Source organism: Streptomyces sp. NPDC002104, assembly GCF_053593795.1.
In genome coordinates this window covers 63,717-90,710 of sequence record NZ_JBSFDF010000022.1, presented here as the reverse complement: position 1 = coordinate 90,710, position 26,994 = coordinate 63,717, and the positions used below count along the sequence as shown (strand labels likewise).

The 26,994-nt window shown below is 73.2% G+C and carries 29 protein-coding genes; 9 read left to right on the top strand and 20 right to left on the bottom strand.

Annotated features, from left to right (window positions below):
• Positions 1-19: 19 nt before the first annotated feature.
• From ACWCP2_RS20135 to ACWCP2_RS20125, 3 genes are all read right to left on the bottom strand, one after another.
• Positions 20-1,360 carry an alpha/beta fold hydrolase gene (locus ACWCP2_RS20135; protein WP_450909940.1) on the bottom strand — a complete coding sequence of 447 codons (1,341 nt, stop codon included), beginning with the start codon at positions 1,358-1,360 and terminating at the stop codon, positions 20-22.
• 279 nt (positions 1,361-1,639) lie between these two features.
• Positions 1,640-2,497: a phosphotransferase gene (locus tag ACWCP2_RS20130; RefSeq protein ID WP_450909939.1), complete on the bottom strand. Its 858-nt coding sequence runs from the start codon at positions 2,495-2,497 to the stop codon at positions 1,640-1,642.
• Between the two features lie 107 nt (positions 2,498-2,604).
• Entirely contained in the window at positions 2,605-3,690 is a 1,086-nt protein-coding gene (locus ACWCP2_RS20125; protein WP_450909938.1) for an S-(hydroxymethyl)mycothiol dehydrogenase, read from the bottom strand.
• A 216-nt stretch (positions 3,691-3,906) separates the two neighbouring features.
• Between ACWCP2_RS20125 and ACWCP2_RS20120 the strand changes: the two genes are divergently transcribed.
• On the top strand, positions 3,907-4,869 hold the full coding sequence (locus tag ACWCP2_RS20120; RefSeq protein WP_450909937.1) for a phosphotransferase family protein: 963 nt from the start codon (positions 3,907-3,909) through the stop codon (positions 4,867-4,869).
• A 10-nt stretch (positions 4,870-4,879) separates the two neighbouring features.
• On the opposite strand, the gene ACWCP2_RS20115 is transcribed toward ACWCP2_RS20120, so the two are convergent.
• Entirely contained in the window at positions 4,880-5,857 is a 978-nt protein-coding gene (locus ACWCP2_RS20115) for a LysR substrate-binding domain-containing protein (RefSeq protein WP_450909936.1), read from the bottom strand.
• A 70-nt stretch (positions 5,858-5,927) separates the two neighbouring features.
• On the opposite strand from ACWCP2_RS20115, the gene ACWCP2_RS20110 reads away from it, so the two are divergent.
• Positions 5,928-6,851: a dihydrodipicolinate synthase family protein gene (locus tag ACWCP2_RS20110; protein ID WP_450909935.1), complete on the top strand. Its 924-nt coding sequence runs from the start codon at positions 5,928-5,930 to the stop codon at positions 6,849-6,851.
• Between the two features lie 502 nt (positions 6,852-7,353).
• On the top strand, positions 7,354-8,046 hold the full coding sequence (locus tag ACWCP2_RS20105) for a transglycosylase SLT domain-containing protein (RefSeq protein ID WP_450909934.1): 693 nt from the start codon (positions 7,354-7,356) through the stop codon (positions 8,044-8,046).
• A gap of 40 nt (positions 8,047-8,086) precedes the next feature.
• Here ACWCP2_RS20105 and ACWCP2_RS20100 read toward each other — a convergent pair whose 3' ends face one another.
• Both ACWCP2_RS20100 and ACWCP2_RS20095 read right to left on the bottom strand, forming a co-directional pair.
• Positions 8,087-8,731 (bottom strand): MerR family transcriptional regulator, encoded by a 645-nt coding sequence (locus ACWCP2_RS20100; protein ID WP_450909933.1) that lies wholly within the window; start codon positions 8,729-8,731, stop codon positions 8,087-8,089.
• 81 nt (positions 8,732-8,812) lie between these two features.
• Complete coding sequence (locus ACWCP2_RS20095) at positions 8,813-10,549, bottom strand: serine/threonine-protein kinase (protein WP_450909932.1); 1,737 nt, start codon at positions 10,547-10,549, stop codon at positions 8,813-8,815.
• Between the two features lie 143 nt (positions 10,550-10,692).
• Between ACWCP2_RS20095 and ACWCP2_RS20090 the strand changes: the two genes are divergently transcribed.
• Entirely contained in the window at positions 10,693-10,998 is a 306-nt protein-coding gene (locus ACWCP2_RS20090) for a hypothetical protein (protein WP_450909931.1), read from the top strand.
• Positions 10,999-11,014: 16 nt separating this feature from the next.
• Here the strand turns inward: ACWCP2_RS20090 and ACWCP2_RS20085 are convergent, their stop codons facing one another.
• The 4 genes from ACWCP2_RS20085 to ACWCP2_RS20070 all read right to left on the bottom strand — a co-directional run bounded on the left by ACWCP2_RS20085 (position 11,015) and on the right by ACWCP2_RS20070 (position 13,606).
• Complete coding sequence (locus tag ACWCP2_RS20085; protein WP_450909930.1) at positions 11,015-11,281, bottom strand: GlsB/YeaQ/YmgE family stress response membrane protein; 267 nt, start codon at positions 11,279-11,281, stop codon at positions 11,015-11,017.
• A 95-nt stretch (positions 11,282-11,376) separates the two neighbouring features.
• Positions 11,377-11,760 carry a hypothetical protein gene (locus ACWCP2_RS20080; protein WP_450909929.1) on the bottom strand — a complete coding sequence of 128 codons (384 nt, stop codon included), beginning with the start codon at positions 11,758-11,760 and terminating at the stop codon, positions 11,377-11,379.
• Positions 11,757-12,758 carry a hypothetical protein gene (locus ACWCP2_RS20075; RefSeq protein WP_450909928.1) on the bottom strand — a complete coding sequence of 334 codons (1,002 nt, stop codon included), beginning with the start codon at positions 12,756-12,758 and terminating at the stop codon, positions 11,757-11,759. Before ACWCP2_RS20075 ends, ACWCP2_RS20080 begins: the two co-directional genes overlap by 4 nt.
• Positions 12,755-13,606, bottom strand: coding sequence for a phosphatase PAP2 family protein (locus ACWCP2_RS20070; RefSeq protein WP_450909927.1), 852 nt, complete (start codon positions 13,604-13,606; stop codon positions 12,755-12,757). The genes ACWCP2_RS20075 and ACWCP2_RS20070 overlap by 4 nt, the downstream gene beginning before the upstream one ends.
• A 209-nt stretch (positions 13,607-13,815) precedes the next feature.
• Here ACWCP2_RS20070 and ACWCP2_RS20065 point away from each other — a divergent pair, with 209 nt between their 5' ends.
• Entirely contained in the window at positions 13,816-14,448 is a 633-nt protein-coding gene (locus ACWCP2_RS20065) for a TetR/AcrR family transcriptional regulator (RefSeq protein WP_450909926.1), read from the top strand.
• A gap of 237 nt (positions 14,449-14,685) precedes the next feature.
• Here ACWCP2_RS20065 and ACWCP2_RS20060 read toward each other — a convergent pair whose 3' ends face one another.
• On the bottom strand, positions 14,686-15,222 hold the full coding sequence (locus ACWCP2_RS20060; protein WP_450909925.1) for a TerD family protein: 537 nt from the start codon (positions 15,220-15,222) through the stop codon (positions 14,686-14,688).
• 231 nt (positions 15,223-15,453) lie between these two features.
• Positions 15,454-16,662 carry a hypothetical protein gene (locus ACWCP2_RS20055; RefSeq protein ID WP_450909924.1) on the bottom strand — a complete coding sequence of 403 codons (1,209 nt, stop codon included), beginning with the start codon at positions 16,660-16,662 and terminating at the stop codon, positions 15,454-15,456.
• Between the two features lie 254 nt (positions 16,663-16,916).
• Here ACWCP2_RS20055 and ACWCP2_RS20050 point away from each other — a divergent pair, with 254 nt between their 5' ends.
• Entirely contained in the window at positions 16,917-17,732 is an 816-nt protein-coding gene (locus ACWCP2_RS20050) for a glutamate ABC transporter substrate-binding protein (protein WP_450909923.1), read from the top strand.
• A gap of 217 nt (positions 17,733-17,949) precedes the next feature.
• Here ACWCP2_RS20050 and ACWCP2_RS20045 read toward each other — a convergent pair whose 3' ends face one another.
• Complete coding sequence (locus ACWCP2_RS20045; protein WP_450909922.1) at positions 17,950-18,522, bottom strand: DJ-1/PfpI family protein; 573 nt, start codon at positions 18,520-18,522, stop codon at positions 17,950-17,952.
• A 235-nt stretch (positions 18,523-18,757) separates the two neighbouring features.
• Between ACWCP2_RS20045 and ACWCP2_RS20040 the strand changes: the two genes are divergently transcribed.
• Positions 18,758-19,567, top strand: a complete 810-nt coding sequence (locus ACWCP2_RS20040; RefSeq protein ID WP_450909921.1) for an endonuclease I family protein — start codon at positions 18,758-18,760, stop codon at positions 19,565-19,567.
• 15 nt (positions 19,568-19,582) lie between these two features.
• On the opposite strand, the gene ACWCP2_RS20035 is transcribed toward ACWCP2_RS20040, so the two are convergent.
• From ACWCP2_RS20035 to ACWCP2_RS20020, 4 genes are all read right to left on the bottom strand, one after another.
• A complete protein-coding gene (locus tag ACWCP2_RS20035; protein ID WP_450909920.1) occupies positions 19,583-20,023 on the bottom strand; it encodes a GNAT family N-acetyltransferase in 441 nt (146 codons plus the stop codon).
• Between the two features lie 144 nt (positions 20,024-20,167).
• On the bottom strand, positions 20,168-21,829 hold the full coding sequence (locus tag ACWCP2_RS20030) for a beta-N-acetylhexosaminidase (RefSeq protein WP_450909975.1): 1,662 nt from the start codon (positions 21,827-21,829) through the stop codon (positions 20,168-20,170).
• A 145-nt stretch (positions 21,830-21,974) separates the two neighbouring features.
• On the bottom strand, positions 21,975-22,409 hold the full coding sequence (locus tag ACWCP2_RS20025) for a GlcG/HbpS family heme-binding protein (RefSeq protein WP_450909919.1): 435 nt from the start codon (positions 22,407-22,409) through the stop codon (positions 21,975-21,977).
• 45 nt (positions 22,410-22,454) lie between these two features.
• Positions 22,455-23,702, bottom strand: a complete 1,248-nt coding sequence (locus ACWCP2_RS20020) for an MFS transporter (RefSeq protein ID WP_450909918.1) — start codon at positions 23,700-23,702, stop codon at positions 22,455-22,457.
• 238 nt (positions 23,703-23,940) lie between these two features.
• Between ACWCP2_RS20020 and ACWCP2_RS20015 the strand changes: the two genes are divergently transcribed.
• Entirely contained in the window at positions 23,941-24,417 is a 477-nt protein-coding gene (locus ACWCP2_RS20015; protein ID WP_450909917.1) for a MarR family winged helix-turn-helix transcriptional regulator, read from the top strand.
• A 78-nt stretch (positions 24,418-24,495) separates the two neighbouring features.
• Here the strand turns inward: ACWCP2_RS20015 and ACWCP2_RS20010 are convergent, their stop codons facing one another.
• A complete protein-coding gene (locus tag ACWCP2_RS20010) occupies positions 24,496-24,903 on the bottom strand; it encodes a DUF4259 domain-containing protein (protein WP_450909916.1) in 408 nt (135 codons plus the stop codon).
• A gap of 144 nt (positions 24,904-25,047) precedes the next feature.
• Positions 25,048-25,590 carry a GNAT family N-acetyltransferase gene (locus ACWCP2_RS20005; RefSeq protein WP_450909915.1) on the bottom strand — a complete coding sequence of 181 codons (543 nt, stop codon included), beginning with the start codon at positions 25,588-25,590 and terminating at the stop codon, positions 25,048-25,050.
• 255 nt (positions 25,591-25,845) lie between these two features.
• On the opposite strand from ACWCP2_RS20005, the gene ACWCP2_RS20000 reads away from it, so the two are divergent.
• Positions 25,846-26,157: a hypothetical protein gene (locus tag ACWCP2_RS20000; protein WP_450909914.1), complete on the top strand. Its 312-nt coding sequence runs from the start codon at positions 25,846-25,848 to the stop codon at positions 26,155-26,157.
• A 32-nt stretch (positions 26,158-26,189) separates the two neighbouring features.
• Here ACWCP2_RS20000 and ACWCP2_RS19995 read toward each other — a convergent pair whose 3' ends face one another.
• A complete protein-coding gene (locus ACWCP2_RS19995) occupies positions 26,190-26,744 on the bottom strand; it encodes a hypothetical protein (protein ID WP_450909913.1) in 555 nt (184 codons plus the stop codon).
• Positions 26,745-26,994 lie beyond the last annotated feature (250 nt).

Here is a 26,994-nt window from a genome sequence, read left to right as displayed (position 1 = left end):
TCCCCCGGGTCCGGGGAGCTCAGGCCTCGTCGCGTACGAGGGCCAGCAGCCGGTCCAGGACGCGCGGGCCGCCGGCGCGGACCCCGTCGTGCTCGAACTCGTCCGTCACCCAGGTCTTCAGACCGCGGATCGCGCGGGCGGTGGCCAGGGAGTGCGCCGTGTCGACGTACATGTCGTCGTGGTAGACCGCCGCGGCGACCGGCACCTCGTTCGCGGCGAGCCGCGCCGGGTCGTACAGCGGGGTCCAGCCGGTGCGGGCCGTCAGCAGTTCGGCGGTCTCGCGCAGCGGGGCGAGCGCCGGGTCGCACTCGAAGTGCCAGGGGTGGATGGTCTCGCCGGTGAAGTACAGCGGCTCCGCGCCCGCGAGGGTCTTCGCGGCGTCGAACCGCGGATGTCCGCCCCGCACCTCCTCGGCGGCCCAGCCGATGGGCGCGCCCGGGTCCTGGGCGTAGATCGCCTCGTGCATGAGGGCGTACAGGGGGTGCCCGGCGAAGGAGAGCTGGGCGTGCACCGCCTCCAGGAAGCCGTCGGAGAGCGCGGGCCCGGCCGGGGTGGGGACGAAGGCGTCCTCCAGCAGGTAGTGCAGTTGGTGGCTGCCGTCGGAGCCGCCGAGGAGCAGACCGAGGGACTGGAAGGCCTCGGCCGTCAGCAGGTAGCCGCCGGGGAGTTCGGCCGGGCGCTCGACGAGGTGGGCGGCGATGCGGCGGGCGCGCTCCACGTCCATGGGGTAGCGGGCGTAGTGCGCCCGGTTCTTGCGCTCGACGCGGGGGTACGCGGCCTCGTACACCTCGGTGGCGGTGGCGTCGAGGGAGGGCAGCCCGCCGGTGATGAGGGCGGCGGCCAGCCCCTCGGGGGCGGCGCCCAGGTAGTGGGTGACGCAGAAGCCGCCGAAGCTCTGGCCGAGGACCGTCCAGGGCGCTCCGCCGGTGAGGAGCGGGCGGATGGTCTCGGCGTCGCGCACGATGGAGTCGGCGCGGAAGTGGGCGAGGTACTCGGCCTGCTGCGCGGGGCCGCCGCGCAGCGGCAGGGTCTGCCGGTTGGCCGGGGTGGAGCGGCCGGTCCCGCGCTGGTCGAGCAGCAGGACCCGGTACTCGGTGAGGGCCCGCTCCAGCCAGGCCTGGCGGCCGACGAACCGGCGGGCGCCGAAGCCGGGTCCGCCCTCCAGGTAGAGCAGCCAGGGCAGGGACGCCGGGTCCTTGCCGGTGGCGACCAGTTCGCGGGCGTACAGCTCGATCCGCTCCCCGTCGGGGCGGGCGTGGTCGAGCGGTACGGAGAAGCGGTGGTCGGTGAGGACGACACCGGGCTGGCGGTAGCCGCCGGCGGCGTCGGTCTCGTGGGGCACGGGGTTCACGGGGGTCACGGGAGGTCCCTGGGGTCGGCGCGGTGCGGTGGGTACGCGGCAGCCGTCCCGGGGCCGGTGGGTGGTGACGACCGTGACGGCGGGCCCGCCCGAGCTTACGCGAGGCCCCCCGGCACCGGTTGGCCCGATGAGTGCCTCGACTCCGTCCAGCGTCCGGGCGAGCCCGGACGCTGGACGGAGTGCCGAGTTCGAGCTCGACCTGCTCCCCTCCGAAGAGGGTGGACGGGATCGGGAAGGAGGCCGCGGTCTGGATCGGCTCCAGCTCGACGGCCGCCCGGCTCACCGGGCGTGGCGCCACCAGTAGCGCCCGACGACGAGCTCCTCCAGGGAGCCGAGCCGGTCCGCGGCCAGGCGTGCGTGGACATCGGGGCCTTGCAGTGCGATGCGGAGGTCGGCCGCGAGGTGGGTCGCCTCGCGCACCTCGCAGCCCGCCCGGAGGGTGTCCGGGGAGGTCCCCGTCGCACGGGCGATGACGTCGAGGACGGTCTCCGTGTGCGGGCCGGCGAACCGGGCCAGGAAGAACCAGTCGTCGACCGGATCCCCGAAGCGGGCCCATTCGAAGTCCAGCAGGGCCGTCACGCGGCGACCGTGCGCGAGCCAGTTGCCCCAGTGGCAGTCCGCGTGGACCGGGACGGCCGTACGGGCCCGCTCCGGGGCGTCCTGCGCGATCGCCCTGAGTCCGTCGAGCAGGCGGGGAGGTACGGCCGCACGGCCTTCCCGGTCGCACTCGGCCAGGCGCTCGATCTCCGCGAGGAGCGCGGCCCGGCCGGTGAACCCTCCGTGGTCGAGGGTTTCCCCCAGGGTCCCGTCGGCCTGGGCCTCGGGCACCCAGGCATGGAGCCGGCCGAGCCGCTCGACCGCCTCCACGGCCAGCGCGCGTGCGGTCGCCCCGTCCACACCGGGCAGGCCCATGCCGGGAGCCGTCCCCGGCACGCGGGCGTAGCAGGCGTAGCGGACCTCGCCGACCTCCAGCCGCCGGCTCCCGCTGCCGAGCAGCGGGGCCGTGAGACCGGCGGGCAGGTGGGGCGCGAGCGCGATCTCCCGGTTCAGCCGCGCGTGCGACGCGGCATCGATGAGTTTCACGACCACGTCCGAGCCGACGTACACGTGGTGCGAGCCGCTCTCGGCGGTGGTCATGGGGCCGGGGTCCCGCCCCAGGGCCGCCGCCGCGATGGCGCGGGCGGCGATGGCGCGGGCGGCGGCGGCGCGGGCCTGCCCGGGGCCGGTCGTCGTCGCGTGGGTGCTCAGAACTCCACCACCGAGCGGAGCACCTCGCCGCGCTCCATGCGGGTGAAGGCCTCCTCGACCCCGTCCAGTGCGATGCGCTCCGAGACGAACGTGTCGAGGTCGAGCCGGCCTTGCAGGTAGAGGTCGACGAGCAGCGGGAAGTCCCGCTCCGGCAGGCAGTCCCCGTACCAGGAGGACTTCAGGGCGCCGCCGCGGCCGAAGACGTCCAGCAGCGGGAGTTCGAGCTGCATCTCCGGCGTCGGGACGCCGACCAGCACCACCGTGCCGGCCAGATCGCGGGCGTAGAACGCCTGCTTGTACGTCTCGGGGCGGCCGACGGCGTCGATGACCACGTCGGCGCCGTTGCCGCCGGTCAGCTCCTGGATGGCCTTGACCACGTCCTGCGTACCGCCGTTGACGGTGTGCGTGGCGCCGAGTCCGCGCGCCCACTCCAGCTTCCGGTCGTCCAGGTCCACGGCGATGATGCGGGAGGCTCCGGCCAGCCTGGCTCCGGCGACGGCGGCGTTGCCCACTCCCCCGCAGCCGATGACGGCCACGGAGTCCCCGCGGCCCACGTTGCCGGTGTTCAGGGCGGCGCCGAGGCCGGCCATCACCCCGCAGCCGAGCAGCCCGGCGGCGGCCGGCGAGGCGGCCGGGTCCACCTTGGTGCACTGGCCGGCGGCGACCAGGGTCTTCTCGGCGAAGGCACCGATGCCGAGGGCCGGGGAGAGCGGGGTGCCGTCCTCCAGGGTCATGGGCTGGGTGGCGTTGTGCGTGTTGAAGCAGTACCAGGGACGGCCGCGCTTGCAGGCCCGGCAGCTCCCGCACACCGCACGCCAGTTGAGGACGACGAAGTCGCCGGGGGCGACGGAGGTGACGTCCGGGCCGACCGATTCGACGACCCCGGCGGCCTCGTGGCCGAGCAGGAAGGGGAACTCGTCGTTGATCCCGCCCTCCCGGTAGTGCAGGTCGGTGTGGCAGACCCCGCAGGCCTGGACCCGTACGAGCGCCTCGCCCGGGCCCGGGTCGGGCACGAGGATCGTCGTGGTCTCCACCGGTGCGCCCTTGCTCCTGGCGATGACCCCTCGTACGCGATGCGTCACGTGCTACCCCGATCTCGATCATGGTTCCGTCGGCTCTGACCGGAGGTCCCACGAGGGTTCCACCGGTCCCGCCAACGTACACGCGCAGTCCCGGGTCCGGGAGTTGCCCCGCGTCCCGACGAGGTTGCCGGCGCGGTGACGGGTGGGGCCGGTGCGGTTCCGGGCGGGGTGCGAAAATCGCGTGTGGGCGGGTGCGACCGCTGCTCTACTGCGCGGATGGAAAACGACCCGAACACCGGTACTCCGCCCCGCGACCCCTGGCTCGCCTACTTCGCCGACCGCGGGCACGCGGCTGTCCGCCGCATCGGCGCCGGCTCCGAGGGCGTCGTCTACGGGCTCGGCGGGGGCCGGGCCGCCAAGGTGTGGAGCGGCCGGCCGCCGGCCGGTCTCGCTCTCACCCGCCAGGTGTACGCGGACCTGGCGCGGCACCCGCTGCCCTTCGCCACCCCGGAGATCTTCGACGCCGAGGAGCACGGAGGCGTCCTGGTCACGTACGAACGCGAGCTGCCCGGGAACCCGATGAGGGCCGACTCCGCGCACGCGGACTACGAGCGCGAGCTGCCCGCCCGGCAGAGCGGGGCACTGCTGTCCGTGCTGCGCGCCCTGGCCTCCGTACCCGGCACCGAGGCGATGCGCCGGCTGACCGTCCAGGGTGACGACCGTCCGCTGTGGCGGGATCACGACTCCTTCCGCGAGGCCCTCGCGGCCCTGGTCCACCGGGCCGCCGCCCGGCACGGCGACGCCCTGGCCGCTGTCGTACCGGACTTCGGGGCGGGAGTGGAACGGACGCACAAGGCCCTGCTCTCGCTCCCCGACGCCCCCGTGACGGCGATCCACGGCGACCTCGTGCCGCCCAACATCCACACCGACGCGTCCGGCCGGCCCGTCGCGGTGCTCGACTTCGGCTTCTGCACCACCGCGGGCGACCCGGCCTTCGAGGCCGCGGTGACCGCCGCCGTCTGGGACATGTACGGGCCGTACGCCGACGAGCACACCGCGGAACTCTCCCGGCTGTTCGCCCAGGAGCTCGGCCACCCGCCGGCGACCCTCACCACCTATCGGGCCGCGTACGCCCTCATGACCTACGACCTCTTCGGCCTCGACGAACGGGACGGGCACTTCCGGTGGTGCGCGCGGCAACTGCGCCGCAACTCCGTGTTCAGCGGTGCGGGGGCCTGATGCGACCGGCCTAGAGCCGCTGCCCGGACAGTTCGGGCGGCAGGGCCGCCCGCAGGGCCGCGCCGAAGGCGGCCACGGCGGGGTGGGCGGCGCTGCCGCTGCGGAAGGCCACGTTGGTGCGGCGCTCCATGGCGAGGCGGGTGAGCGCGACGGCCGGATCGGTCTGTCCGGTGATCCCGAGCTGCGGCACCACGGCCACCCCCTGGCCGGCCGCGACCAGGGCGAGCACGGTGGCGAACTCGTCCACCTGGTGGCGGATCCTCGGCACGAACCCGGCGTCCTCGCAGGCCCGTACGGTCATCGCGTGGCAGAGCGTGCCGGGTGTGGCGGTGATCCAGGGTGCGTCGGCCTGCGTACGGAGCAGCGCGCGCTGTCCGGCTCCGTCCGCCTCGGCCGCCCCGGCCGCGTCGCCACTGTCCCCCGTGTCCCCCGTGCGGCCCGGGCCCCCGGGTGCCCGCCCGGGGGCCGCCAGGTACATCGCCTCGCGGTAGAGCGGCTCCGTCGCGAGACCCGGCTCCCGCGGCGCGGGGACGAAGTCGTACGCGTGGATCAGCGCCACGTCCAGGTCTCCCGCGCGCAGCCCGTCCGCCACCGCCGCCGGGTCGGTCTCGGACACCATCGGCTCCAGTCCCGGATGCCGGCGGGCCAGCTCGGCCAGGGCCGCCGGGACGACGGCCCTGGTCGCGGTGGGGAAGGAGCCGATCCGCAGCGCGCCGGCCAGTCCGCCGCGGGCCTCCGCGAGCTCGGCGTCGGCCCGCTCCAGCAGCTCCAGCACCGCGTCGGCGTGCCGGACCAGGTTCTGGCCGGCGGCCGTGAGCCGGACCCGGCGGCCGGTGCGCTCCAGCAGGGGCAGGCCGGCCTCGCGTTCGAGGACCGACAGCTGCTGGGACACCGCCGAAGGGCTGAAGGAGAGCGCCTCGGCCACCGCGGCGATGGTCTCCCGGTGGGCGAGTTCGCGCAGGAGGCGCAGGCGCCGTACGTCGAGCATCGGATCAGCTTACGCTTCGGATAAGAAAAGCGAACTGGATTCGATGCTCAGCACGGGTGAGGCTCGACCCATGACCAGGACGCGCAAGACCTCGCCCCCCACCACCTCCTCCACCCCGCACGGGATCCACGTACCGCTGATCACCCCCTTCAGCGCCGACGGCGAGGTCGCCGCCGACGCCCTGGAGACGCTCGCCCATGAGGTGCTCGACGCGGGAGCCACCGGGATCGTGGCCCTGGGCACCACCGGTGAGCCCGCCGCCCTCGACGAGGCCGAGCGCGACCTCGTCACCGACGTCTGCGCCCGGGTCTGCGCGGAGCGCGGGGCGGCCCTGACCGTGGGCGCCGGGGCGAGCGGGACCCGGGCCGCCGAGGAGTCGCTCGGGCGGCTGAAGCGGTGGCCCGGGGCGCGGGCCGCGCTGGTGACCGTGCCCGCGTTCGTCCGGCCCGCGGCCGCCGGTGTGCTGGCGCACTTCGAGCGGCTGGCGCGGGTGAGCCCCGTACCGCTGATCGTCTACCACGTCCCGTACCGCACCGGGCAGGCGCTGGACGCGGCCCTGCTGCGGGAGATCGGGGCACTGCCCGGGGTGGCCGGGGTGAAGTACGCCGTCGGCTCGCTCGACGCGGAGGCGGTGGCACTGCTCGGTGACCTGCCGGACGGTTTCGCGGTGCTGGCCGGCGACGACACGTTCCTGTCGCCCCTGCTCGCGCTCGGCGCGGCGGGCGGTGTCCTCGCCTCGGCCCATCTCGCCACGGACCGGTTCGCCGAGCTCGCGGCCGCGTGGCGGGCCGGCGAAGCGGACCGGGCCCGCCCCCTGGGCCACGCCCTGGCCCGCCTCTCCGCGACCCTCTTCGCGGAGCCCAACCCCGCAGTGATCAAGGGGGTGTTGTACGCGCAGGGCCGCATCCCGACCCCTGACGTACGCCTCCCCCTGCTGCCCGCGGGCACGGAATCGGTCGCTGCGGCGCTGCGGGAACTGGCACGGCTGACCTGACCCCTCCGGGCCCGCCGGCCACGGGTCACTGGCCACCAGCCGCCGGCCGCCGGTCACGGGTCCCCGGCCGCCGGTCCGCCCGCGGCGGACGAGGCCAGCAGGCTCACGCACGGGGCGTACCCGACGCACGCACGAAGGCCTATTGACCCGGGATGGGCGATTCGCCGCCAACGGGCGGGTCGCCCGAATCGGCCCCGGCGACGGGCGACTTGCCCGAATTGGGCCACCGCCCGCCGGCCCGTGATGTGAGTCACGCCGACGGCGTCAACATCATTTCCCCGTGAGGGGCGATTCCCTTTTCCCGGTTGGATATTCGGGAATTCCCGCAGATCTTTTCAAGGTCATCCACGGCGGCGAATGCGGGAAGTTGATCACCGGGTCGAATTCGTGTCTTGTTCCGGCGCGCCGGACTCGCCTACGGTCACCTCATTCCCGGTGGTCAGCTGCCGAATCCGGTCACCACCAGGGGCTCTTCCGTACCCCCCACGTGAGGAATTCCGCCATGCCCGGACAGGGAAAGCACCGTCGGCCGAAGCAGCACCACGCCCTCACCCGCAAGCTGGCCCTCGCCGGTACGGGCAGCGCGGCGCTGGCCCTCCCGCTGATCAGCGCGACCACGGCCGGGGCGGCCGAGGTGACCGTCGCCCCCACGACGTACTCCGTGGTCAGCGGCGACACCCTGAGCAAGATCGCGGCCGAGCACTCCATCGGCGGCGGCTGGCAGAAGCTCTACGAGGCCAACAAGGGCATCGTCGGCGCCGACCCCTCGGCCATCCGCCCCGGCCTGAAACTGAACCTGAACCTGACCGCGGCGGCGGCCGCGCCCGCCGCCGCACCGGCCGCGGCCGAGCCCGCCAAAGCCGCGACCGGCTACGCGAACAACCTCGACGGCTGGATCCGCGAGTCGCTCGACGTCATGGCGCAGCACGGAATTCCCGGTAGCTACGAAGGAATTCACCGCAACGTGATGCGCGAATCCTCGGGCAATCCGCTGGCCATCAACAACTGGGACTCCAACGCCGCGGCCGGCATCCCCTCGAAGGGGCTCCTCCAGGTCATCGACCCGACGTTCAGGGCCTATCACGTGCCCGGAACCCCGCTGGACTCCTACGACCCGGTCGCCAACATCACGGCCGCCTGCAATTACGCGGCGGCGCGCTACGGTTCGATCGACAACGTCAACGGCGCCTACTGAACCGGCTTGCGGTAGACGCCGTGCGCCGCGCGGGCCCGGCTCACTCCAGCCCGTACCGCCGGGCCGATTCCTCCTCCTGTGCCAGCCGGTGCATGGCCTTCAAGACCGGCTGGACGAGGACCACCGCGGCCACCGCCGTCTCGACCTTCTCCTCCTCGGAGGGGTACGCCTCCATCAAATCGAAGTCGCGCTCGGCCGCCCGGTGCATCAACTCGGCGTACGGGGCCATCAGTTCGGCGTCCCACGGATAGCCGAGCCGCAGCAGGGCGGACACCGCCGACACGAGCGAGCGGTGGACGGGGGACAGTTCCCCCACCTCGCGGGCCGACGACCAGCCCAGCATCTCCAGCAACCGGTCCACTTCGCGCCGCGCGGTGATCACCGCCGGGTCCCCGTCGTCCGGCTCGGGCCCCTGCGGCAGGGCCCACAGGGCGGCGCCGATCCGCATCGTCCGCCCCAGGGACGCGTCGTCCACGTGCGCGAGCACGTCCCGGGCCGTGGCCACCGGAATCCCGCCGACCTGGATCAGGGCGCGGACCAGCCGGAGCCGCCGCAGATGCCCGTCGCCGTAGTCGGCGGTCGTCGCACCGACCCGGCGGCCCGGCGCGAGCAGGCCTTCGCGCAGGTAGTACTTGATCGTCGCCGTGGAGACGCCACTGCGCTCGCTCAGTTCCGCCAGCCGCATCCCTGCGATCCTTCCCTTGGAGAGTCTCGCTATCCAAGCATGCGGGGGAAGGGCTCTGCGCGTACCACGCGGCGGCCGCAGTCAGCTCTTGTAGACCTTCTTGATCTTGAAGTCGGTGCCGGCGAGCACGTAGCCCCCCTGACCGTACGGATCGTCGATGTACGGGCGGATCGCGGGAGCGCCGAGCCAGGGGGACACGTTGAGATAGCGCGAACTCGGGATCTCGACGGCGAGTTCCTTCTTCGACGCGTCCATCAGCGCCGGAAGGCGGTCCCAGTCGAGTGCGGCCATGTCCATGAGCTCGTCCTTGACGGTGCCCGCCGGGCCGGTGCGCTTGGCGACGCCGCCGCGGTACTGCCAGGAGTCCACGGTCCTGGCTCCGGGGGCGGTGGGGATGTCGGCGAGCACGTACTCCTCGTAGACCTTCATGTCGACGAAGGTGGTGGTGCCCGCCTGCTGCTTGAAGGCCGCGACGGCGGCACGGATGCCGGCCGGGGTGATCAGGCTGCCCTGCGGCGGGGCGACCGGCTTCGAGCTGCTCGCCTTCGGGGTCGGGGTGGGCGTCAGGGCCACGGCGGTTCCCTGGGCCGGGGAGGCCGGTCCGGAGGCGGACGGGGTGCGCGAGACCTGCTGGTCGCCGTCCCTGCCCGCGGAGTCGCCGTCCTTCCCATCGGGCAGCCAGTTGACGAGGCCGACGACGCCGGCGGCCAGGACCACCGCGAGGAGTCCGGCGAGCAGGGCCGGCCGGCGCGGGCGCGGGCGCGGGACGGGCGGCGCGGGGAAGGTCACGGGGACCGTGGAGGCGTACGGGTTTCCCGCGCCCGGAACGAAGGGCGTCGGCCGTACCGGTAGCGGTACGGAGCCCATGGCGACCCCGGGGGCCGGGGTCGCCGGCCCGAAGCTCCCGAAGCTCCCGAAGCTTCCGAATCCGCCCTGGCCGGCCGGCGGTACGGGCGGGGTGGCTCCGGCGAGAGCGCTGCTCGCACCGCGGAGCAGTGCTTCCAGTTCCTCGGCGTCGGGCCGCACGGACAGGTCCCGTACCAGCAGCCGTTCCAGTACGGGCCCCAGCGGGCCGGACCGGACCGGCGCGGGGATCGGCTCGTCGAGCACCGCGACCACGGTGGCCAGGCTGGTGGCCCGGCGCAGCGGGTGCACCCCCTCGGCGGCCACGTACAGCAGCATCCCGAGCGACCACAGGTCGGAGGCGGCCAGCCCCTCCGCGCCGCGTGCCCGCTCGGGGGCTATGTACTCCGGCGAACCGATCAGCGCACCGGTCGAGGTGAGCGCGGTCGCGCCGTGCAGGGCGGCGATCCCGAAGTCGGTGAGCACCGCGGAGCCGTTGGGGCGCAGGAGCACGTTGGCCGGTTTCACGTCGCGGTGCAGCACGCCCTCCGCGTGCGCGGCCCGCAGCGCGGAGAGCAGGTCGAGCCCGAGGCGCAGCACGTCCGCCACCGGCAGCGGCCCGCCCTCCAGCGGGTCGGCCAGGGAGCCGCCCCTGACGAGCTCCATCACGATCCACGGATGGCCGTCCGAGCCGGGCTCGGGCTCCACGATGTGGTGGATGGTGACCACGTTCGGGTGGGCGAGCCGGGCGAGGGCCCGGGCCTCGCGGACGGCCCGTTCGCGCAGTTGGACGACGAGCCCGGGCTGCGCGGCGGCGGTCGCCGGGTCCGGCGGCCGCACCTCCTTGAGGGCGACCTCCCGGTCCAGTGCGATGTCGCGGGCGCGCCACACCGTTCCCATACCGCCACTGCCGAGGGGACGGGCGAGCTCGAAGCGCCCGTCGATCAACCGTCTGCCGGCCTCACTGCTGTCCATGGCCGGTCATCGTAGGCGCCACCACCGACGCCGGCGTACCCGGTACCGGGACGTGGACAGCCCGCGCCCGGGCCCGGCCCGGTGCCGGACGGTGCGGCGCCCGGAGTCCACGAGAGGGTCCAGGCCCGGACGGAGGTGGAACGGTGCCCGCATGGCTCCCGCCCGTCGAGTACGTCGAGACCATCGCCCGGGCGACCTCGTACGCCTGCCTCTACTTCACCGACACCGCCGGCCGCCCGGTGCAGCTCCGTGCGACGTACTCCACGGAGATCTGGCAGTGGCCGGGCGAGCAGATCGCCGGCATCGTCCTGGATCGCGAGGAGCACAGCGAGGTACGGGTCCACTCGGTGCGGGAGTGGGAGGCGCTGATGAGCCCCGTGAACTTCGCCCGCCTGCGCGAGATCGACGCGGCCCGGCGTACCGGCACGGTGGCCTACATGGAGCTCTGAACCCCGGCCCCGGCGGTCAGTCGCGGGAGTTGCCGAAGAGGAGTCGGTAGGCGATGAGGAGGACCAGCGAGCCCGCGATGGCCGATCCCCAGGTCGCGAGGTCGAAGAAGTCGTTCTGGATCGAGCGGTTCAGGAACTTCGCCGAGAGCCAGCCGCCGGTGAAGGCGCCGGCGATCCCGATGAGGGTGGTGCCGATCAGCCCGCCCGGGTCACGGCCGGGCAGCAGAACCTTGGCTATCCCGCCCGCCAGCAGTCCGAGGATGATCCAGCCGATGATGCCCATGCCCGTTCACTCCGCTCCGCTGTGCGCGCCTCTTCGTGCGCGCGACGTCCGTTCAGGTCTCACAGGGGGAGACGTCTGAACAGGCGAAACGGTTCTCAGGCGGGACGCCTGGACCCGGGGGCGGGCCTGAGGGCGGCGATGGCTACGAGGCCGAGCACCGTGGCTCCCACGACACCCACCGCTCCCGCTGCCCCCACCGCTCCCTGCGCCAGGAATCCGCCGCGGGAACGCCAGGAGAGCACCGACAGCGTCGACTGGGCGGAGGCGAACGAGCCCGCGCTCAGCACGGAACTCACCGAGGCGCCCGACAGGGCCGAGCCGACCGAGCCGATCGACAGCACGCTTCCGACCGATCCGATGGACAGGATCGAGCCCACCGAACCGATGGAGAGGATCGAGCCCACCGAACCGATGGAGAGGATCGAGCTCTTGGAGCGGAGGGAGAGGAACGAAAGGTGGTCGGCATACATGCGGCTCATGCTGCCACACCGGCCATCGGCGCGGGCTGAGGCGTGGGCTGAGGTACGGGCTGAGGCGCGGGCTGAAGCGAGGACTGCGGCACGGGCTCCGGCGAGGACCGCGGCGCGGACTCCGGCCCGGACTGCGGCGCGGACTCCGGCCCAGGCTCCGGCGCGGACTGGGCCGCGGCGGCCGTCGTCTGCTGCGGGGTCCGGGTGAGCAACAGCACGCCCCGGGCCGCCGCGAGCGCCCCCGCCACGGCCAGCAGGACCCCGACCGCGCCTCCTTGGATCCGCTCGCCCAGCAGGATCATGCCGATCGCGGCCGCCGCCAGCGGGTTGGTCAGGTTGACCACCGCGAGCGGGGCTCCGAGGCCGCCCCGGTAGGCCCGCTGCGACAGGAGCATCCCGCCGACCGCGAAGACCACCACGAGCAGCGCCACCGAGACGACCCGGACGCTGAGCAGGGATCCGCCCCGGCCGCCCGCCACGGCGACGGTCTGGGTCAGGGCGGAGGCCGCCGCGGAGGCCAGCCCGGACGCCGTCGCGTGGCGCAGCCCCGTACGGGTGTCCCTCCGCGCGGTCAGCAGCACGATCACCGCGGCCGTGGCTCCGGAGACGGCGAGCGCCTCGGCCAGGGTCAGGGTCTCGTCGGGGGACGGGCCGGAGGCGGGCACCAGGAGCAGGCCGAGACCGACGACGGTGGCCAGGGTGCCGCGCCACTCGGTGGCCACGACCCGCCGCCCGGCGCCGCGCGCGCCCAGGGGTACGGCGGCGACGAGGGTGAGCGCGCCGAGCGGCTGGACCAGGGTGAGCGGCCCGTACCGCAGCGCGGCGGCGTGCAGGAGCGCGGCGGCGGCGTTCAGACCGGCCGACCACCACCAGGCGCCGTTGCCGAGCAGCGCCGCGGTGCTGCGGGCGACCGCACGGCGGGCGAGGCGTTCCTGGGCGACGGCCGCGGCCGCGTAGGTGACGGCCGCCGCGAGGCAGAGCAGGACGGCGAGGAGCGTGGCGTTCACCGGACCGCTCCTACGGGTTCCACGGCCGCCACGGGCTCGGCAGGCTCCGCGGGCCTCACGGTGCCCGTGCCCCCGCCCGCCGGCGCCGCTCGGCCCGGCACGCTCCGCCGGGCGACGAGCGACCGGCCGACCGGGCGCGGGACCAGCAGCAGGGCGGCCCCGAGCAGCAGCGTGGCGACGATGGCGTCGAGCCAGTAGTGGTTGGCCGTGCCGACGACCACGAGCAGGGTCACCAGCGGGTGCAGCAGCCACAGCGCACGCCACCGCGAGGAGGTCGCGGCGATCATGCCGAGGGCCAGCATCAGCGCCCATCCGAAGTGCAGCGAGGGCATCGCGGCGAACTGGTTGGCCATGGTGTCGGCGGCGGGCGCGGCCCCGTAGACGGTCGGTCCGTAGACCTGGCCGGTGTCGACCAGGTGCGCCGCGCCCAGCATCCGCGGGGGTGCGAGGGGGAAGGCCAGGTGGAGGACGAGGGCGGCGCCGGTCAGGACGGCCAGGACCCGGCGGGTCCAGAGGTAGTGCGCGGGGCGGCGTACGTAGAGCCAGACCAGGAAGAGCACTGTGGCGGGGAAGTGCACGGCCGCGTAGTAGGTGTTCGCGGTGTGCACGAGGGCGTCGCTGTGCAGGAGCAGGCGCTGGACGAGGCCCTCGCCGGGCAGGTGCAGGGTGCGCTCGGCGTCCCAGATCCGGGTGGCGTTGCGGAAGGCCTCGTCCGTGCGCCCCGTGGAGAGCATGCGGCCGCACTTGTAGACGGCGAAGAGGCCCGCGACGAGCAGGAGCTCGCGTATCAGGCGGCGGCGGGCGCCCGGTCCCGTACCGGCCCCGGCGGGTGTGATGTGGGAGGTCATCCCCCGGTCTCGCTTCCTGTACACAGCTACACGGCTCACAATCGACACACCAGTGTATCGATACATTCTCGTATCGATACGAGTGTGTACCGAAACGCTCGCGTTCCCGTAGACTTTCACTAGAGGCCGCTGCGGCGCGACCGACATATTCGCCGCGCGGCATCGCCCCGCAGCAGCACGTGGCACGCACCATCGAGGAGAGCCGCCCCATGACGTCGCCGACGCCGGAAGCCGCCCCGGCCCCCGCGCGCCGCTCCAAGATCACCCCGGAGCGGGAGCAGCAGCTCTACGACGCCGTGCTGGAGCAGTTGCGCGAGGACGGCTACGAGGCGCTGACCATGGAGAAGATCGCCGCCCGGGCCACCTGCGGAAAGTCCACGCTCTACCGGCAGTGGAAGACCAAACCGCAGCTCGTCGCCGCCGCCCTGCGGGCGGACCGGCGCGGGACCCTCGCCGCGGTGGACACCGGAACCCTGGCGGGCGACCTGCGCGAGGCGGCCCGACTCGCCGCCTGCACCTCGGGGCGCGACACCCGGCTGACGCAGGCCCTCGGGCACGCGGTGCTCAGCGACGAGGAACTGAAGGCGGCCCTGCGCGAGGCTCTGGTGGAGCCGGAGCTGGCGGCGTTCGACTCGATCGTGGCGCGGGCCGTGGAGCGCGGCGAGCTCGCCCCCGGTCACCCCGCCGTGGAGTTCCTGCCGGCGCAGCTGATGGGCGTGCTGCGCATCCGGCCCGTCCTGGAGGGCCGCTTCGCCGACGCCGAGTACCTCGTACGGTTCGTCGACGCCTGCCTGCTGCCGGCGCTGGGCACGGCTCCGCGGCAAGCGGATCCGGCGCCCTGAACCGGGCCCCCTGAACCAGCGGGCCGCCGTCCCCGATGACCGGACGGTGACCCGCTCGCGCTGCCTCGTGGGGACGGTGGCAGCGCGGCTCCCGGACCGGACGGCGGCCACTCCCCCGCGGAGTGACCGCCGACCGGTCCGTGCTGCTGTCCGTGGCGCCGTCCCTACGGCTTTCCCCACGGCTCTCTCTACAGCTCTCCCTGCGCCCCGCCCGCCGCTACGATCCGCGCGGCCGGCTCAGTTCCGGGCCGCGCCCATCGCCCGGGCGAACTCCTCCGGGTCGGCATCGAAGCCCCGTACCGTCGGGTCGATCGACCAGACCCCTTCGGCGTCGCGGGTGAACTCGGCGACCGTGACCGCGCTCGCCGCGCCGAAGCCGGCGAGGTCGTCCACGGCGAGATCGGTGTAGCCCTCCCGGACGCGCAGCCCCTTGCCCGCAACCTCGGCGAAGGTGACCGCCGGGCCGCTGCCCGGCCGCTGGATCACCACGCCCACCACGACCCGGTTCAACTCATCCGCGATCCGGTTCAGTTCGACGGTCATGACCTCGTCGAAGCCCAGCCCGAGCCCGGTCCTGCTGTCCCGGTTCAGTGTGATGGTGCCGTCGGGCGCCCGGCTGCCGAAGTGGACCAGGTACACGGGCTCCCCGTAGGGGTCCGCCGCCGGGTAGACCGCCGCGAGCAGGTCGAGGTCGTGGACGGGCGCTCCCGCCGGGCTGGGATCCCACCGCAGCGCGATCTCCACCTTGGCCAGGCCCTTGCGTACTCCGCTCACCGAACTCCCCCTCCGAACACCGTGCGTTGCCCCGCCATGCTGTCACGGGTCCCGCCCCGGGGGTCGAACGACCGTACGTTCCCGGCCAGTCCGGAGAACGGGACGGGGCTAAGGCGGGGCCTCGGGCCCGGAGGGGGCACGGTTCTCAGGGATCGGCGGGTTCCGAGAGGGCTCGGCGGGGTCGAAGAGGGCTCGGCGGGTTCGGAGAGGGCCCGGCGGGTTCCGCGCCGGCTACCAGTTCCCGTCCTGTACGGGCCTGCCCGGCCGGGGCGCGTTCCCCAGGGGCGCGATCTGGCCGGGGGCGGGTTCCGCCCACGGAGCCTCGTCGGCGCCGAGCCATTCGCCCACCGGCAGCACCTCGCCGAGGGTGCCGGAGGGCGCGAGGTCGGCGGCGGCCTCGTCCGCGTCGTAGTAGTCGAACCACGGCAGCCCGGCCTTGGTGTAGGCGGCCCGGTCCACGGGCGAGGGCGGCGGCTCCTCACCGGTGATACGGCGCCACGCGGGCGGGGTCACCAGGTGGACGAAGACCCGCGCGGCGGGTTCGCGCGCCCAGTCCTTCGCCTTGCGGTCGTCGCGGTACACCTCCTGCCGCATGGAGCCGCCGACGCCGAGGCCCATCGCCGGCGCCGCCTGCGGGACCGGCCCGCCGCCCTGCCGCCGCAGCGGCCCCGCGGCCCGGGCCGGGGCCGGGACCGCGGGGGCTCCGGGAGGCCCGCCCACGAGCCCACCCGGCGCCGGGGCCGCCATCGGGGGCGCCGGCGGCATCCCCTGGGCCGCTCCGTAGCCCCCGCCGGCGTACCCACCGCCCGCGTACCCACCGCCCGGGTGGCTCCCCGGCGGCAGGGTCCCGTACGGAATGCCGCCGACCCGGGCGGACCCGGCCGTGCGGGCCCGCTCGAGCTCCTCCTCCCGCCACCGCGCCAGCGCCTTCGCACCGAGCGGGAAGGCCTGGAGCTGCACGCCGCCCGCGGTCTCCTCGCCGGTGACCTGGCCCTCCACGGTGGCGCCGAGCCCCAGCGGGACGGCGACGAACTGTCGGACCGTCCCCGTGCCCGCATTGATCCCGTCCAGCCACGGCTGGCGGGGCAGCACGAGGTAGTTCTGCGGCCGTCGCCCGAGCGCGCCCGTCCACCGCTCGCCGGAGACGGCGCACACCTTGCCGACACCGACCTGGAGCGCGGTGGGTTCCCGGGTGCCGCCGAAGCTGAGCCACATCGCCTCGCGCAGGTACACGGGGAGCATCACCCCGCCCTTGGCGAGCCAGTCCGCCGGAACCGTGTCCGGATGGTCCTCCACCCGCCGCAGCGGGAACTCCCCCAGCCCCGGGGGGAGGTTGTGCGTACCGGTCTCCGGGAGCCGCAGCGTCCGCATGAAACGGACCTGCGCCCCCTCGCCCAGCAGCAGCGCGTTCCCCTCGACCCGTACTCCGCTTTCGGCCACCGACCGGCTCCTCTCCCGTTGAAAGCCGGATCCGCCGCAGGATCTGCCGCCGTTCCGGATCGTTACCCTCAAGATTTGCTCAGATGTCGTGACACTGCGCCCGACGAGTTCCTAGCTTCCTCATATACGCGTCCACCGGCCTCCGCGGTTCCCCGCGCCCCGGCCCGGTCCCGGGTGCGCTCCGCGCGCCCTCGCGCGGCTCCGCCCGCCGCCCGCGACCGCGCGTATCCGCGTACCCCAGGAAAGAGTGCAGCATGAAGGTTCCCCAGGCCGGCGTGATCGCCGCAGTGATCGGTCTCTCCCTGACCGCATCGGCGTGTGGCGGTGACGATGACAAGGGGACCCTCGCCGTCGGCATCAAGTTCGACCAGCCGGGCGTCGGCATGCGGGAGCCCGACGGCACCTTCACCGGTTTCGACGTGGACGTGGCGACGTACGTCGCCAAGGAGCTCGGCTACACGAAGGACAGGATCGTCTTCAAGGAGGTCCTCAGCAACGACCGCGAGCTCCTGCTCGAGTACAACGAGGTCCAGATCGTGGCCGCCAGTTACTCGATCAACGAGAAGCGCAAGCAGAAGGTCGACTTCGCGGGCCCCTACTTCCTCGCGCACCAGGACCTGATGGTCCGCGCCGACGACCGCACGATCACCAAGGCCGAGGACCTCAACAACCCCAACAAGCGGCTGTGTTCGGTGACCGGCTCGACCTCGGCGGAGAACGTCAGGAAGAACCTGGCCCCCAAGGCGAGCCTCCTGCAGCTCGGCGGCTACTCCGAGTGCGTGGTCGCCCTCAAGGAGGGTCTGGTCGACGCCCTGACCACGGACAACTCCATCCTGGCCGGCTACACCGCCCGCAAGGGCAACGAGGGCAAGTTCCGGCTGATCGGGCTGAGCCTGAGCAGCGAGAACTACGGCATCGGGATGAAGAAGGGCAGCGGCGAGCTCCAGGTCAAGATCAACAAAGCGATCCGCAAGATGGTCGAGGACGGCACCTGGGAAGCGGCCGTGAAGAGGAACTTCGGCCCGGACTACAAGTACGAGCCGGCGCCCGCCATCACCACGGGCGACTGACGACGGCCGGGGCAGCCCCGGCCGGGCCAACCGGTCGTGGCGACGGGTCGGGGCGGCCGACCGCGGCCCGCCGAGTGGCCGGAACCCGCCCTCGACGTCCCGGCCCCGGCCTCCCGGCCCTCACGGCATACGCCGCTTAACGGCCTACGCGGCCTCCCGCCTACGCGGCCTACGCGGCCGCGGCGCCTCCCGGCTCCGCGGCCGCGCCGGCGGACGCTCAGCCGCCCGAGACCGGGGCCTTGGCGCGCAGTACCGTCAGGAACTCCCGCATCCAGGCGGAGTGGTCGGGCCACGCGCGGGCCGACACCAGCGTGCCGTCGACGACGGCCTCGGCGTCCTCGAACACGGCGCCGGACGCCTTCATGTCCAGCTCCAGCGCCGGATAGGCCGTGACCCGGCGGCCGTCGAGCGCACCGGCCGCGGCGGTGATCAGGGGGCCGTGGCAGATCTGCGCGATCGGCTTGTCGTCACCGGCGAAGGCCGCCAGGATGCGCCGCACCTCGGGGTCGTTGCGCAGGTACTCCGGGGCGCGCCCGCCGGGGACGACCAGCGCCGCGTACTCCCCCGGGTCCACGTCGGCGAAGGCGACGTCGGCGGGCCAGGTGTAGCCGGGCTTCTCCGTGTAGGTGTCGAAGCCGTCCTCGAAGTCGTGCACGACGAACCGCAGCTTCTTCACCGCGGGCGCCGCGATGTGGACCTCGTACCCCTCCTCGATCAGGCGCTGGTAGGGGTAGAGGACTTCCAGAGATTCCGCCGCGTCGCCGGTCACGATGAGGATCTTCGGTGCCATGGGCTGCTCCTGGTAGGGCTGTTCACGGTGTGGCCTCCGCCACCGTGCCAAGACCGCCCGATTCTGCATAGGGATTCTTCCGCCAATCACCCACATGACGCGCGTAGAAAATCCCGGCTCCCGACACGTGCTTTTCACCTGTTGGGCACATGACAATGTGAACCTCGCTCTGCCACCTGATGCCCCGCCAATTCCCCGGGCGGGAGCGGTGCGTGTGGAGAGGTACCCCCACGTGATGAGAATCTCGCGCCTTACTCCCTGGGCAGCCGGCCTCGCGGCCGCGTCCCTCATATGGATCCCGGCCTCGGCCTCGGCCGGCCAGCGCGGTGCGGCCGCCCCCGCGACGGATTCGGTCTCCGCCGTCGACGCCTACTACGCCTCCGCCGAGGGCAAGACCGGCGCGGCGCTCAAGACGGCGCTGCACAACATCATCAAGACCCAGTCCAAGGTGACGTACGACGGCGTGTGGAACGCCCTGAAGGTCACCGACCAGGACCCCGCGAACCCGAACAACGTCATCCTGGTCTACTCGGGCCGCTCGCAGTCGAAGTCCACCAACGGCGGCGGCGCCAACGACTGGAACCGCGAGCACGTCTGGGCCAAGAGCCACGGGGACTTCGGCACCGCCACCGGTCCCGGGACCGACCTGCATCACCTCAGGCCCGAGGACGTCACGGTCAACAGCACCCGCGGGAACAAGGACTTCGACCTGGGCGGCGGTCCGGTCTCCGAGGCCCCCGGCAGCCTCACCGATGCCGACTCCTTCGAGCCGCGCAACGCCGTCAAGGGCGACGTCGCCCGCATGGTCCTGTACATGGCCGTGCGCTACGACGGCGGTGACGGCTTCGCCGACCTGGAGATGAACGACAAGGTCAACAACGGCAGCGCGCCCCTCTTCGGCAAGCTCAGCGTGCTGAAGCAGTGGAACCTGCAGGACCCGCCGGACGCCTTCGAGCAGCGCCGCAACCAGGTCATCTACGACACCTACCAGCACAACCGGAACCCGTTCATCGACCACCCGGAGTGGGTCAACTCCATCTGGTAGGCGAAGAGGACGGCCCTACTGCACGCCGAGGGCCATCCACTTCTCCGGGGCCGTGAGCGGCTCGAAGCCGGCCTTCGCGTACACCGCGTGGGCGTCCGCGGTCGCCAGCAGGATCCTGCGCAGCCCGTACGGGGCGAGGTGGTCCCGTACCGCCCCCGCCAGGGCGGTGCCGAGCCCCTTGCCCCGTACGCCCCGGTCCACGTACACATCGCAGAGCCACGCGAAGGTGGCGCGGTCGGTGACCACGCGCGCGTAGGCCACCTGGAGGCCGGACACGGAGTCGTAGACCCCGTAGTTGAGCGACCCCTCGATGGCGGCGTCCTGCTTCTCCCGGCTCCGCCCGAGCGCCCAGTAGGCGTCCTCGGACAGCCACCGGTGGATCAGCTCCCGGTCGAGGCGGCCGGGGTCGGTGGAAATCTCGTAGCCCTCGGGCGAGGTCAGCGCGCTGTCGTCCATGCCCGCATCCAAGCAAAGCGGACGGGGCCCGGCCAGCCGGTTTCGGCAGCCGAGACGCCGGGAGCCGGGACGACGGGACCCGAGAGACGCCGGGAGCTGACACGCCGGGACGCTGCGACGCGGAGATGCCCGGACGGCGTCGCGCTACAGCCGGTCGGCCAGGGCCTTGAAGGCCGGCCAGTCCAGGGCCGGGGTGCGGGAGTCCCAGACCTTCTGGGACAGGGCGGCGAGGGGCAGCCGGATCCCGGCCGCGACCTGGGCCTGAGTCTGGGCTCCGGCGAGATCGCACCAGACGGCGAAACGCGCGCCCAGGATCTGTCCGGCGTACCGCGCGGGCACGGCGCTGGTGCCGCGCAGGACGAGCGGGGTCCACTGCTCGTAGATGCGCCGGCCGTCGGGGTACGTGAACTGGTTCGGCTCCCCCAGCACGTAGTAGAGGTACTCGTCGTTGAGGTTGACGACCTTGCGGCCCTCGCGCAGGTACTCCAGCGGCGGCCGGGCCCCGTTCTCCTTGCCCGTCCAGTACTCGACCTGGATGTCCCGGGCGGGCTGGGCGATCCCGCCGGTGAAGAAGCCGTCGTTCCACGCCGCCGGCGCGCGGCCCGCCGAACGGACCACGGCAGCGCGGTCGTTCAGCCAGCCCGTCGCCAGGTCCTGTACCCGCGCGGTGGGCCCGTACCGCTTCCGGGCGGCGGTCGTCAGCTGCGGGAAGGAGGTCTGCGGATCGCGGTAGACCAGGGCCTGGTACTCGTCGGCGCCCACGTTCCAGATCGCGCCGGGGAACAACGGCAGGTACTCGCGCAGGAGTTCGTCGATGAGCTTCGCCGCCGCCGGGTTCGCTATGTCGACCGCGCCCTTGACGGCCCGGCCCTGGACGTCGCGCAGTTGCAGCGCCGGGTAGGCGCGCAGGACCGCTCCGAGGTGGCCCGGGGAGTCGATCTCGGGGACGACCGCGATGTGCAGGCGGGCGGCGAGCGCCGTGATCTCGCGCACCTGCGCCTTGGTGAGGTGGGGATTGGAAACGATCTCGGGATGGGTGTCGGACTCGATCCGGAAGGCCTGGTCGTCGGAGAAGTGCAGGCCGAGCTGGTTCAGCTTCAGGTCGGCCATCTCGCGCAGCCGGTCCTCTATCCAGTCCGGGGTGAAGTTCTTGCGGGCTATGTCGAGGTTGAGCCCGCGCTGCGGCTTGGCCGGGGCGTCGCGCACGGTGCCCTCCGGGGCCGAACCGCCGCCGCTCACCTCCTGCTTGAGGGTGCGGGTGCCGTAGAACACGCCCGCCTCGTCGGGTCCGGTGATGCGGACCTGCCCGTCGCTCACGGTGAGGGTGTAGGACTCGGGCGCGCCGGAGCCCTTCGCCCCGAGGGCCAGTTCCACGTCGCCCTTGCGCGGGGTGGCCGACTCGGCGAAGCCGATGCCCAGCTCCCCGGCGAGCAGCTTGCCCTCGTCCGCCAGGGCCGCACTGTCGCCCGGCGGTACGACGACCCGCGCCGCGGCGCCGGGCCGCCAGCCGGGGCCGCGGGCCGGCACGTGTTCCCGTACGGCGGGGACGGTGCGCGGGGCCTTGGACAGCGGATAGGCCGAGGGCGGCGTCGGCGAGGGGGACGGGGCCTGCGCGGTGGTCGGGGTCGCGGCGGGGGTCGTCGCGCCCTGCGGGGTGGTCGCCGCGGCCCGGGTCCGGGCGTCCCCCGGGGCGGGCGCCCCGGACGCGCAGCCGGGGACGGCGGCAAGGGTGACCAGCGCGGCGACCGTGGCCGTCGCGATGACGTGGCTGCGCTTGCGCCCGGAGGGCTTCGTCGTCTGTCGCATCATGCACCTGTCCCCCGTACCAACCTGGCACGGGGGACCGCGGTGCGCGACCCGGGCGGAGCTCCGGGCCGGTGTCGGGCGGGGCTTCGGCCTGGGCTCCGGGTGGGGCTCCGGGTGGGGCTCCGGGCGGGGCTCCGAGCGGGGATCAGGCCAGGACGCGGAGCGCGGACTCGGCGAACCCGTGGTCCTGGGCCGGGGCTCCGCCGCCGACCCCGATGGCTCCGACGAGCCGGCCGTCGCGGTGGACCGGGAGCCCGCCCGCGATGAACAGCAGCGGCCGGTCCAGGGCGGTGGGCAGGGTGTGGAAGGGGCCGCCGGGCTGGACGGCCTCGACGAGATCGGCGGTCGGGGCGTCGAGCTGCAGCGCGGTGAAGGCCTTGCGGGTGCTGGTCTCGCCCGAGATCAGGACGGCCCGGTCGTCGCGCCGGAAGGCGAGCGGGTGGCCGCCCGCGTCGAGCACGGTGACGCTGACCGCGACCCCGGCCGCCCCGGCGGCGGCCGTGGCGGCGGCGACGAGCGCTTCGGCGTCCGCGGTGGTGAGAGGGGCGACGGCGGTACGGGTGGGGGTGGGGGTGGACATGCGGGACTCCTGTGACGTGGGGGATGCGGGGGGGGACTGGGTGGATCAGTGGTGGGCCGGCACGGCGGTACGGCCCGCCGGGGTGCCGGGGGCGCCCGGGGCGCCGGCCGCGATGACCCGGCTGCCGACTTCGCCGGCCGCGCGGGTCCCCGTACGCCGTTCCAGCGCGCCGGAAACCAGGGCGAGGGCGAGCGCCGAGGCGGCCAGTGCGGCGCCGACCCAGTTCGGTGCGGTCCAGCCCAGGCCGGCGGCGATGACGAGTCCGCCGAGCCAGGCGGCGAGGGCGTTGCCCAGGTTGAAGGCGCCGATGTTGACGGCGGAGGCCAGGGTGGGGGCGCCGGCGGCCTGGTCGAGGACCCTCTTCTGCAGCGGCGGCACCGTGGCGAAGCCGAGGGCCCCGATGAGGAAGATCGTGACGGCGGCTCCGGCCCGGGTGTGGGCCGTCAGGGTGAAGGCGGCCAGGACCACGGAGAGCGCGCCCAGGGAGGTGTACAGCATCGGCATCAGCGCACGGTCGGCGAAGCGGCCGCCGATGAGGTTGCCCGCGACCATGCCGAGGCCGAGGAGGACGAGCAGCCAGGTGACGGAGGTGTCGGCGAAGCCGGCGACGTTGGTCATCATGGGGGTGATGTAGGTGATGGCGGCGAAGACCCCGCCGAAGCCGAGGACGGTCATCCCCATGGCCAGGAGCACCTGGACGTTGCGGAACGCGGCCAGCTCGTGGCGGATCCGTACGCCCTCGGGGCGGGGCAGGTCGGGGACGAGCCGGGCGATGCCGAGCAGGCCGAGGAGGCCGAGCGAGGCGACGATCAGGAAGGTGACCCGCCAGCCGAGGTGCTGGCCGACGAGGGTGCCGAGCGGGACGCCGACGACGTTCGCCACGGTCAGGCCGGTGAACATCATGGCGATGGCTCCGGCCTTCTTCTCCGGGGCGACGAGCTCGGCCGCGACGACCGCGCCGATGCCGAAGAAGGCGCCGTGGGCGAGGGAGGCCACGACCCGTCCGGCGAGCATGACGCCGAAGACGGGGGCCAGCGCGGAGACCACGTTGCCCACGATGAACAGGCCCATGAGCAGCATCAGCATGCGCTTGCGGGGGATGCGGGTGCCGAGCACGGTCATCAGCGGGGCGCCGAGGACCACGCCGAGGGCGTAGCCGGTGACCAGGAATCCGGCGGTGGGGATGGAGACGCCGTACGTGCCGGCGACCTCGGGGAGCAGGCCCATGATCACGAATTCGGTGGTGCCGATCCCGAAGGCGCCGATGGCGAGTGCGAGGAGTGCGAGAGGCATGAGGGGTGCCCTTCAGGAGTTGCAGGGGCTTCAGGGGAGGGGGAAGGGGAGCGGGAGAGGAGGGAGAGAGGGGAGAGAAGCGAGGGGGAAAGGAAAGGGCGACGGGACGGGCCGGGGGCGATTGCCGCCGACAGCGGGTTGCCTGCGTCCACATTAATTGCAGACGCGGGATATTTGCAAGCGCGGGCAATTGCAGACGTGCCCTATCCTGGAGTCACACGCCTTCGAGGAGGAAGCCATGACGGCCACGGACAGCGCACTCACCGCCCTCTCCCAGGGCTGGTGCGCCCTCTCCCTCCTGCACGGGCGGATCGAAGCGCACATCGAGCGCGCGCTCCAGGCGGGACACGACCTGAGCGTGCGCGAGTACTCCCTGCTCGACGTCCTCAGCCGCCAGCACAGCGGCCCCGGCGGCCACCTGCGCATGCACCAGGTGGCCGACTCGGTGGTGCTCAGCCAGAGCGCGACGACCCGGCTGGTCAGCCGCCTGGAGGACCGCGGTCTGCTGAGCCGCTACCTGTGCGACACCGACCGCCGGGGCATCTACACCGAGGTCAGCCCGGCGGGCCTCACCCTCCTGTCCGAGGCCCGCCCCACCAACGACACCGCCCTGCGCGAGGCCCTCGACGAGGCCGCGCTCAACCCGGAACTCGCCCTCCTGGTGGCCGCGGTACGCAACACCCCGGCGGGGGTCCGGGCCGACCGGACACCGTAGGGCTCCTTCTGGACCGGGTCAGCGGAGGGCAGTTCATCAGGTTCGCCCACCGCTCCCCAGCCGGGTGCGAGACCGGCCCTAGACCCGAGGCCGCGTGAGCAGCACGTTCCGTAGGCGGCGGATGCTGTCGAGCCAGGGCCCGCCATCCGACTCCGCCCAGAGGTCCATCAGCTCCGACGGCTCGGTCATGACGCGTTCGAGGGCCTGGAGGGCGAGGTGGCGCAGGCCCGTGAGGTCGGGAAGGGGCTCCTCCGGTCCATAGACCGGATCGGAGGGCTCACCCCCTGGACACTGGGAGGCGACCAGGGCGCACGCGGCTACGGCCCTCTCCGATTCGGGTGCTTCGAGGTGACCCACGGTGTCGGTCACCCGTGTGAGCGTGCCGCGGACGACACCTTCACGTTCACCTGCCGCTGCCTCGTCGAGGTCGCCACCGAAGTCGGCTGCGGTGTCGTTGTCGAAGGGGCCTGTGTCCCACGTACCCATGGTCTCTCCTGATCATGACGGCGATCGGGGCATCGTGACAGAGGGCACTGACAGCAGCCGCGGAGTCCCGGGACGCGTGCGCTCCCCGAGCGCCAGGCGCCTTCACCATGGCGGAACCGATGACACCGTCCGTCCGCACGCCGCCTACTCCACCCCCTGGACCCGCTGTTCCAGTACCTGGCCCGGCCAGGTGCCGGAGAGGAACGGGGTGGTGCGGGTGAAGCCGTTGCGTTCGTAGTACGCGACCAGTTCGCCCGTGCCGCCCGCCCAGCAGTCGACCCGCAGGAGGTCCACGCCGGCGTGCCTGGTCTCCTCCACGGCCCGGGTCAGCAGGGCGGCGCCGATGCCCAGGCCGGCGTAGCGCCGGTCGGAGACCAGCAGGCGGACGTAGCGCTCGGGTTCGCCGGCCGGTGGGATCATCGGCATCTTCGGGCTGGGCCCGGTGTCCAGTACCAGGGCTCCGACGGGCACCCCGTCCCGCTCCGCGATGTACGGGGAGTTCTCGGTCGCGTACCCCTGGACGCGCTCCACGCCGCCGGGAACGAGCGAGTACGGGGTCGTGCCCCACTGCTCGGTGTTCCCGCGGGCGTTCATCCAGGCCACCGCGGAGTCGAGCATGTCGAGAATGGTCCGTACGTCCGCCGGGCCGCCCGGCCGGATCCGTATGCCGTGTGTGCTGTCGTTCATGGGGCGAGCCTAGGCGGTGTGATCCGTCCGGGGCATCGCCCCGGCCGCGGCCCGGGCATCGCCCCGCTGACGGTCCCGCACGATCTGTCGGCGTCGACTAGTCTGCCTCGGGCCGTCCCATGATCAGGTCGTCATACCAGGCCATCCCCGTCTCTCCGAGCCACGAGGAATGCGCGCGGCACCCTTCTCCTCCCCGGACCGGAGTCCGCGGAGCAGGAGTCACAGAACGAGTGGGACGGACGGAGCATCGCCGAGGTGACCGGTGCCCAGAAGATCTCGTTCTCCGAAGCGCCCGGTGCGCGCACGCACTTCTTCGGCTACCCGTACACGACGCGCGTCCTGCACTGCGAAGGCCCTCACGAACAGGGGCCGGGACGTGGCGTCCTGCGCATTCCGTGCCTGATGGGTGTCGGTTCCAGTGGAGGCCCGTACATGGTCGACCTCGACGCGGCCGGCGCCGGTCGGGTCGTCGCGGTGAACGTCATGGGTGACGAGGAGGCCAGCTACGGCACGGCCCTCGGCCCCTTTGCCGAGCGCCTCTACAGCGAGTCCGAGCAGCGGCGTTGAACCTCCTGGGCACGCGGCTCCTGCCGAGTGCGCTATCCGGCCGCCTCCAGCTGCTCGTGTTGACGCTCCATGAGCGAGGCAGGGACCCGTTGCCCATCCGACGTGGTGAGGTAGGCGGCCAGTGACCCACCGGTTCGCACGACCGTCATGATCTGCTGCTTGCCGGAAGCGTCGGTGGCGGTCACCGAGTAGGAGACGGATTCATCACCCACGCCGGCGGACGGCAGCGCCGCGAGGGTGACCGGGTCGTCCGACCAGCCCCGCCGGGAGGAAGCCGAGTAGCTCGTGCACGCGGGGAGAGCCGCGTTCAGCTCGCTCATCCAGTCCTTCGCCTCGCCTGCCGCGAAACTGGAGAGCACGATGCTCCCGTCGGTGTTTCCCTTCTTGTCCCGGAGCGCCGCCCAGACGGTGCCGGTGGGCCGGTGCCTGGGCTCGACACTCATCAGGTCGGCCACCGGCTGACAGGCCGGATCGGACGCCGTGACGACGTCCACCTCCTCCAGCAGGGGCTCTCGCACGGGTATGACGGTGAACCCGGAGTGCTTGCCCGCCAAGAGGGCGTCCGCGAGCTCCGCCGAGGTGAGCATCGCCCGCCCCTTCTCCCCGGTCCCTCCCGTCCCTCCGGTCCCTCCGGTCTTCCCACTGGTGCAACCCGCTGCGGCACAGGACAGGACCAGGAGCGCCGCCACTCCCCGTATGAAGCCACGCACGCTGTTCCCCATCGTCGAAGGCCGAAGATCGGATTCTGTCAGGCACGGCCGGTCCGCCTGTCGGCAGGATGCTCCGCTCCCCCGCGGGCGCAAAAGCCCCCGGGGCGGCCGGATGACCGCCCCGGGG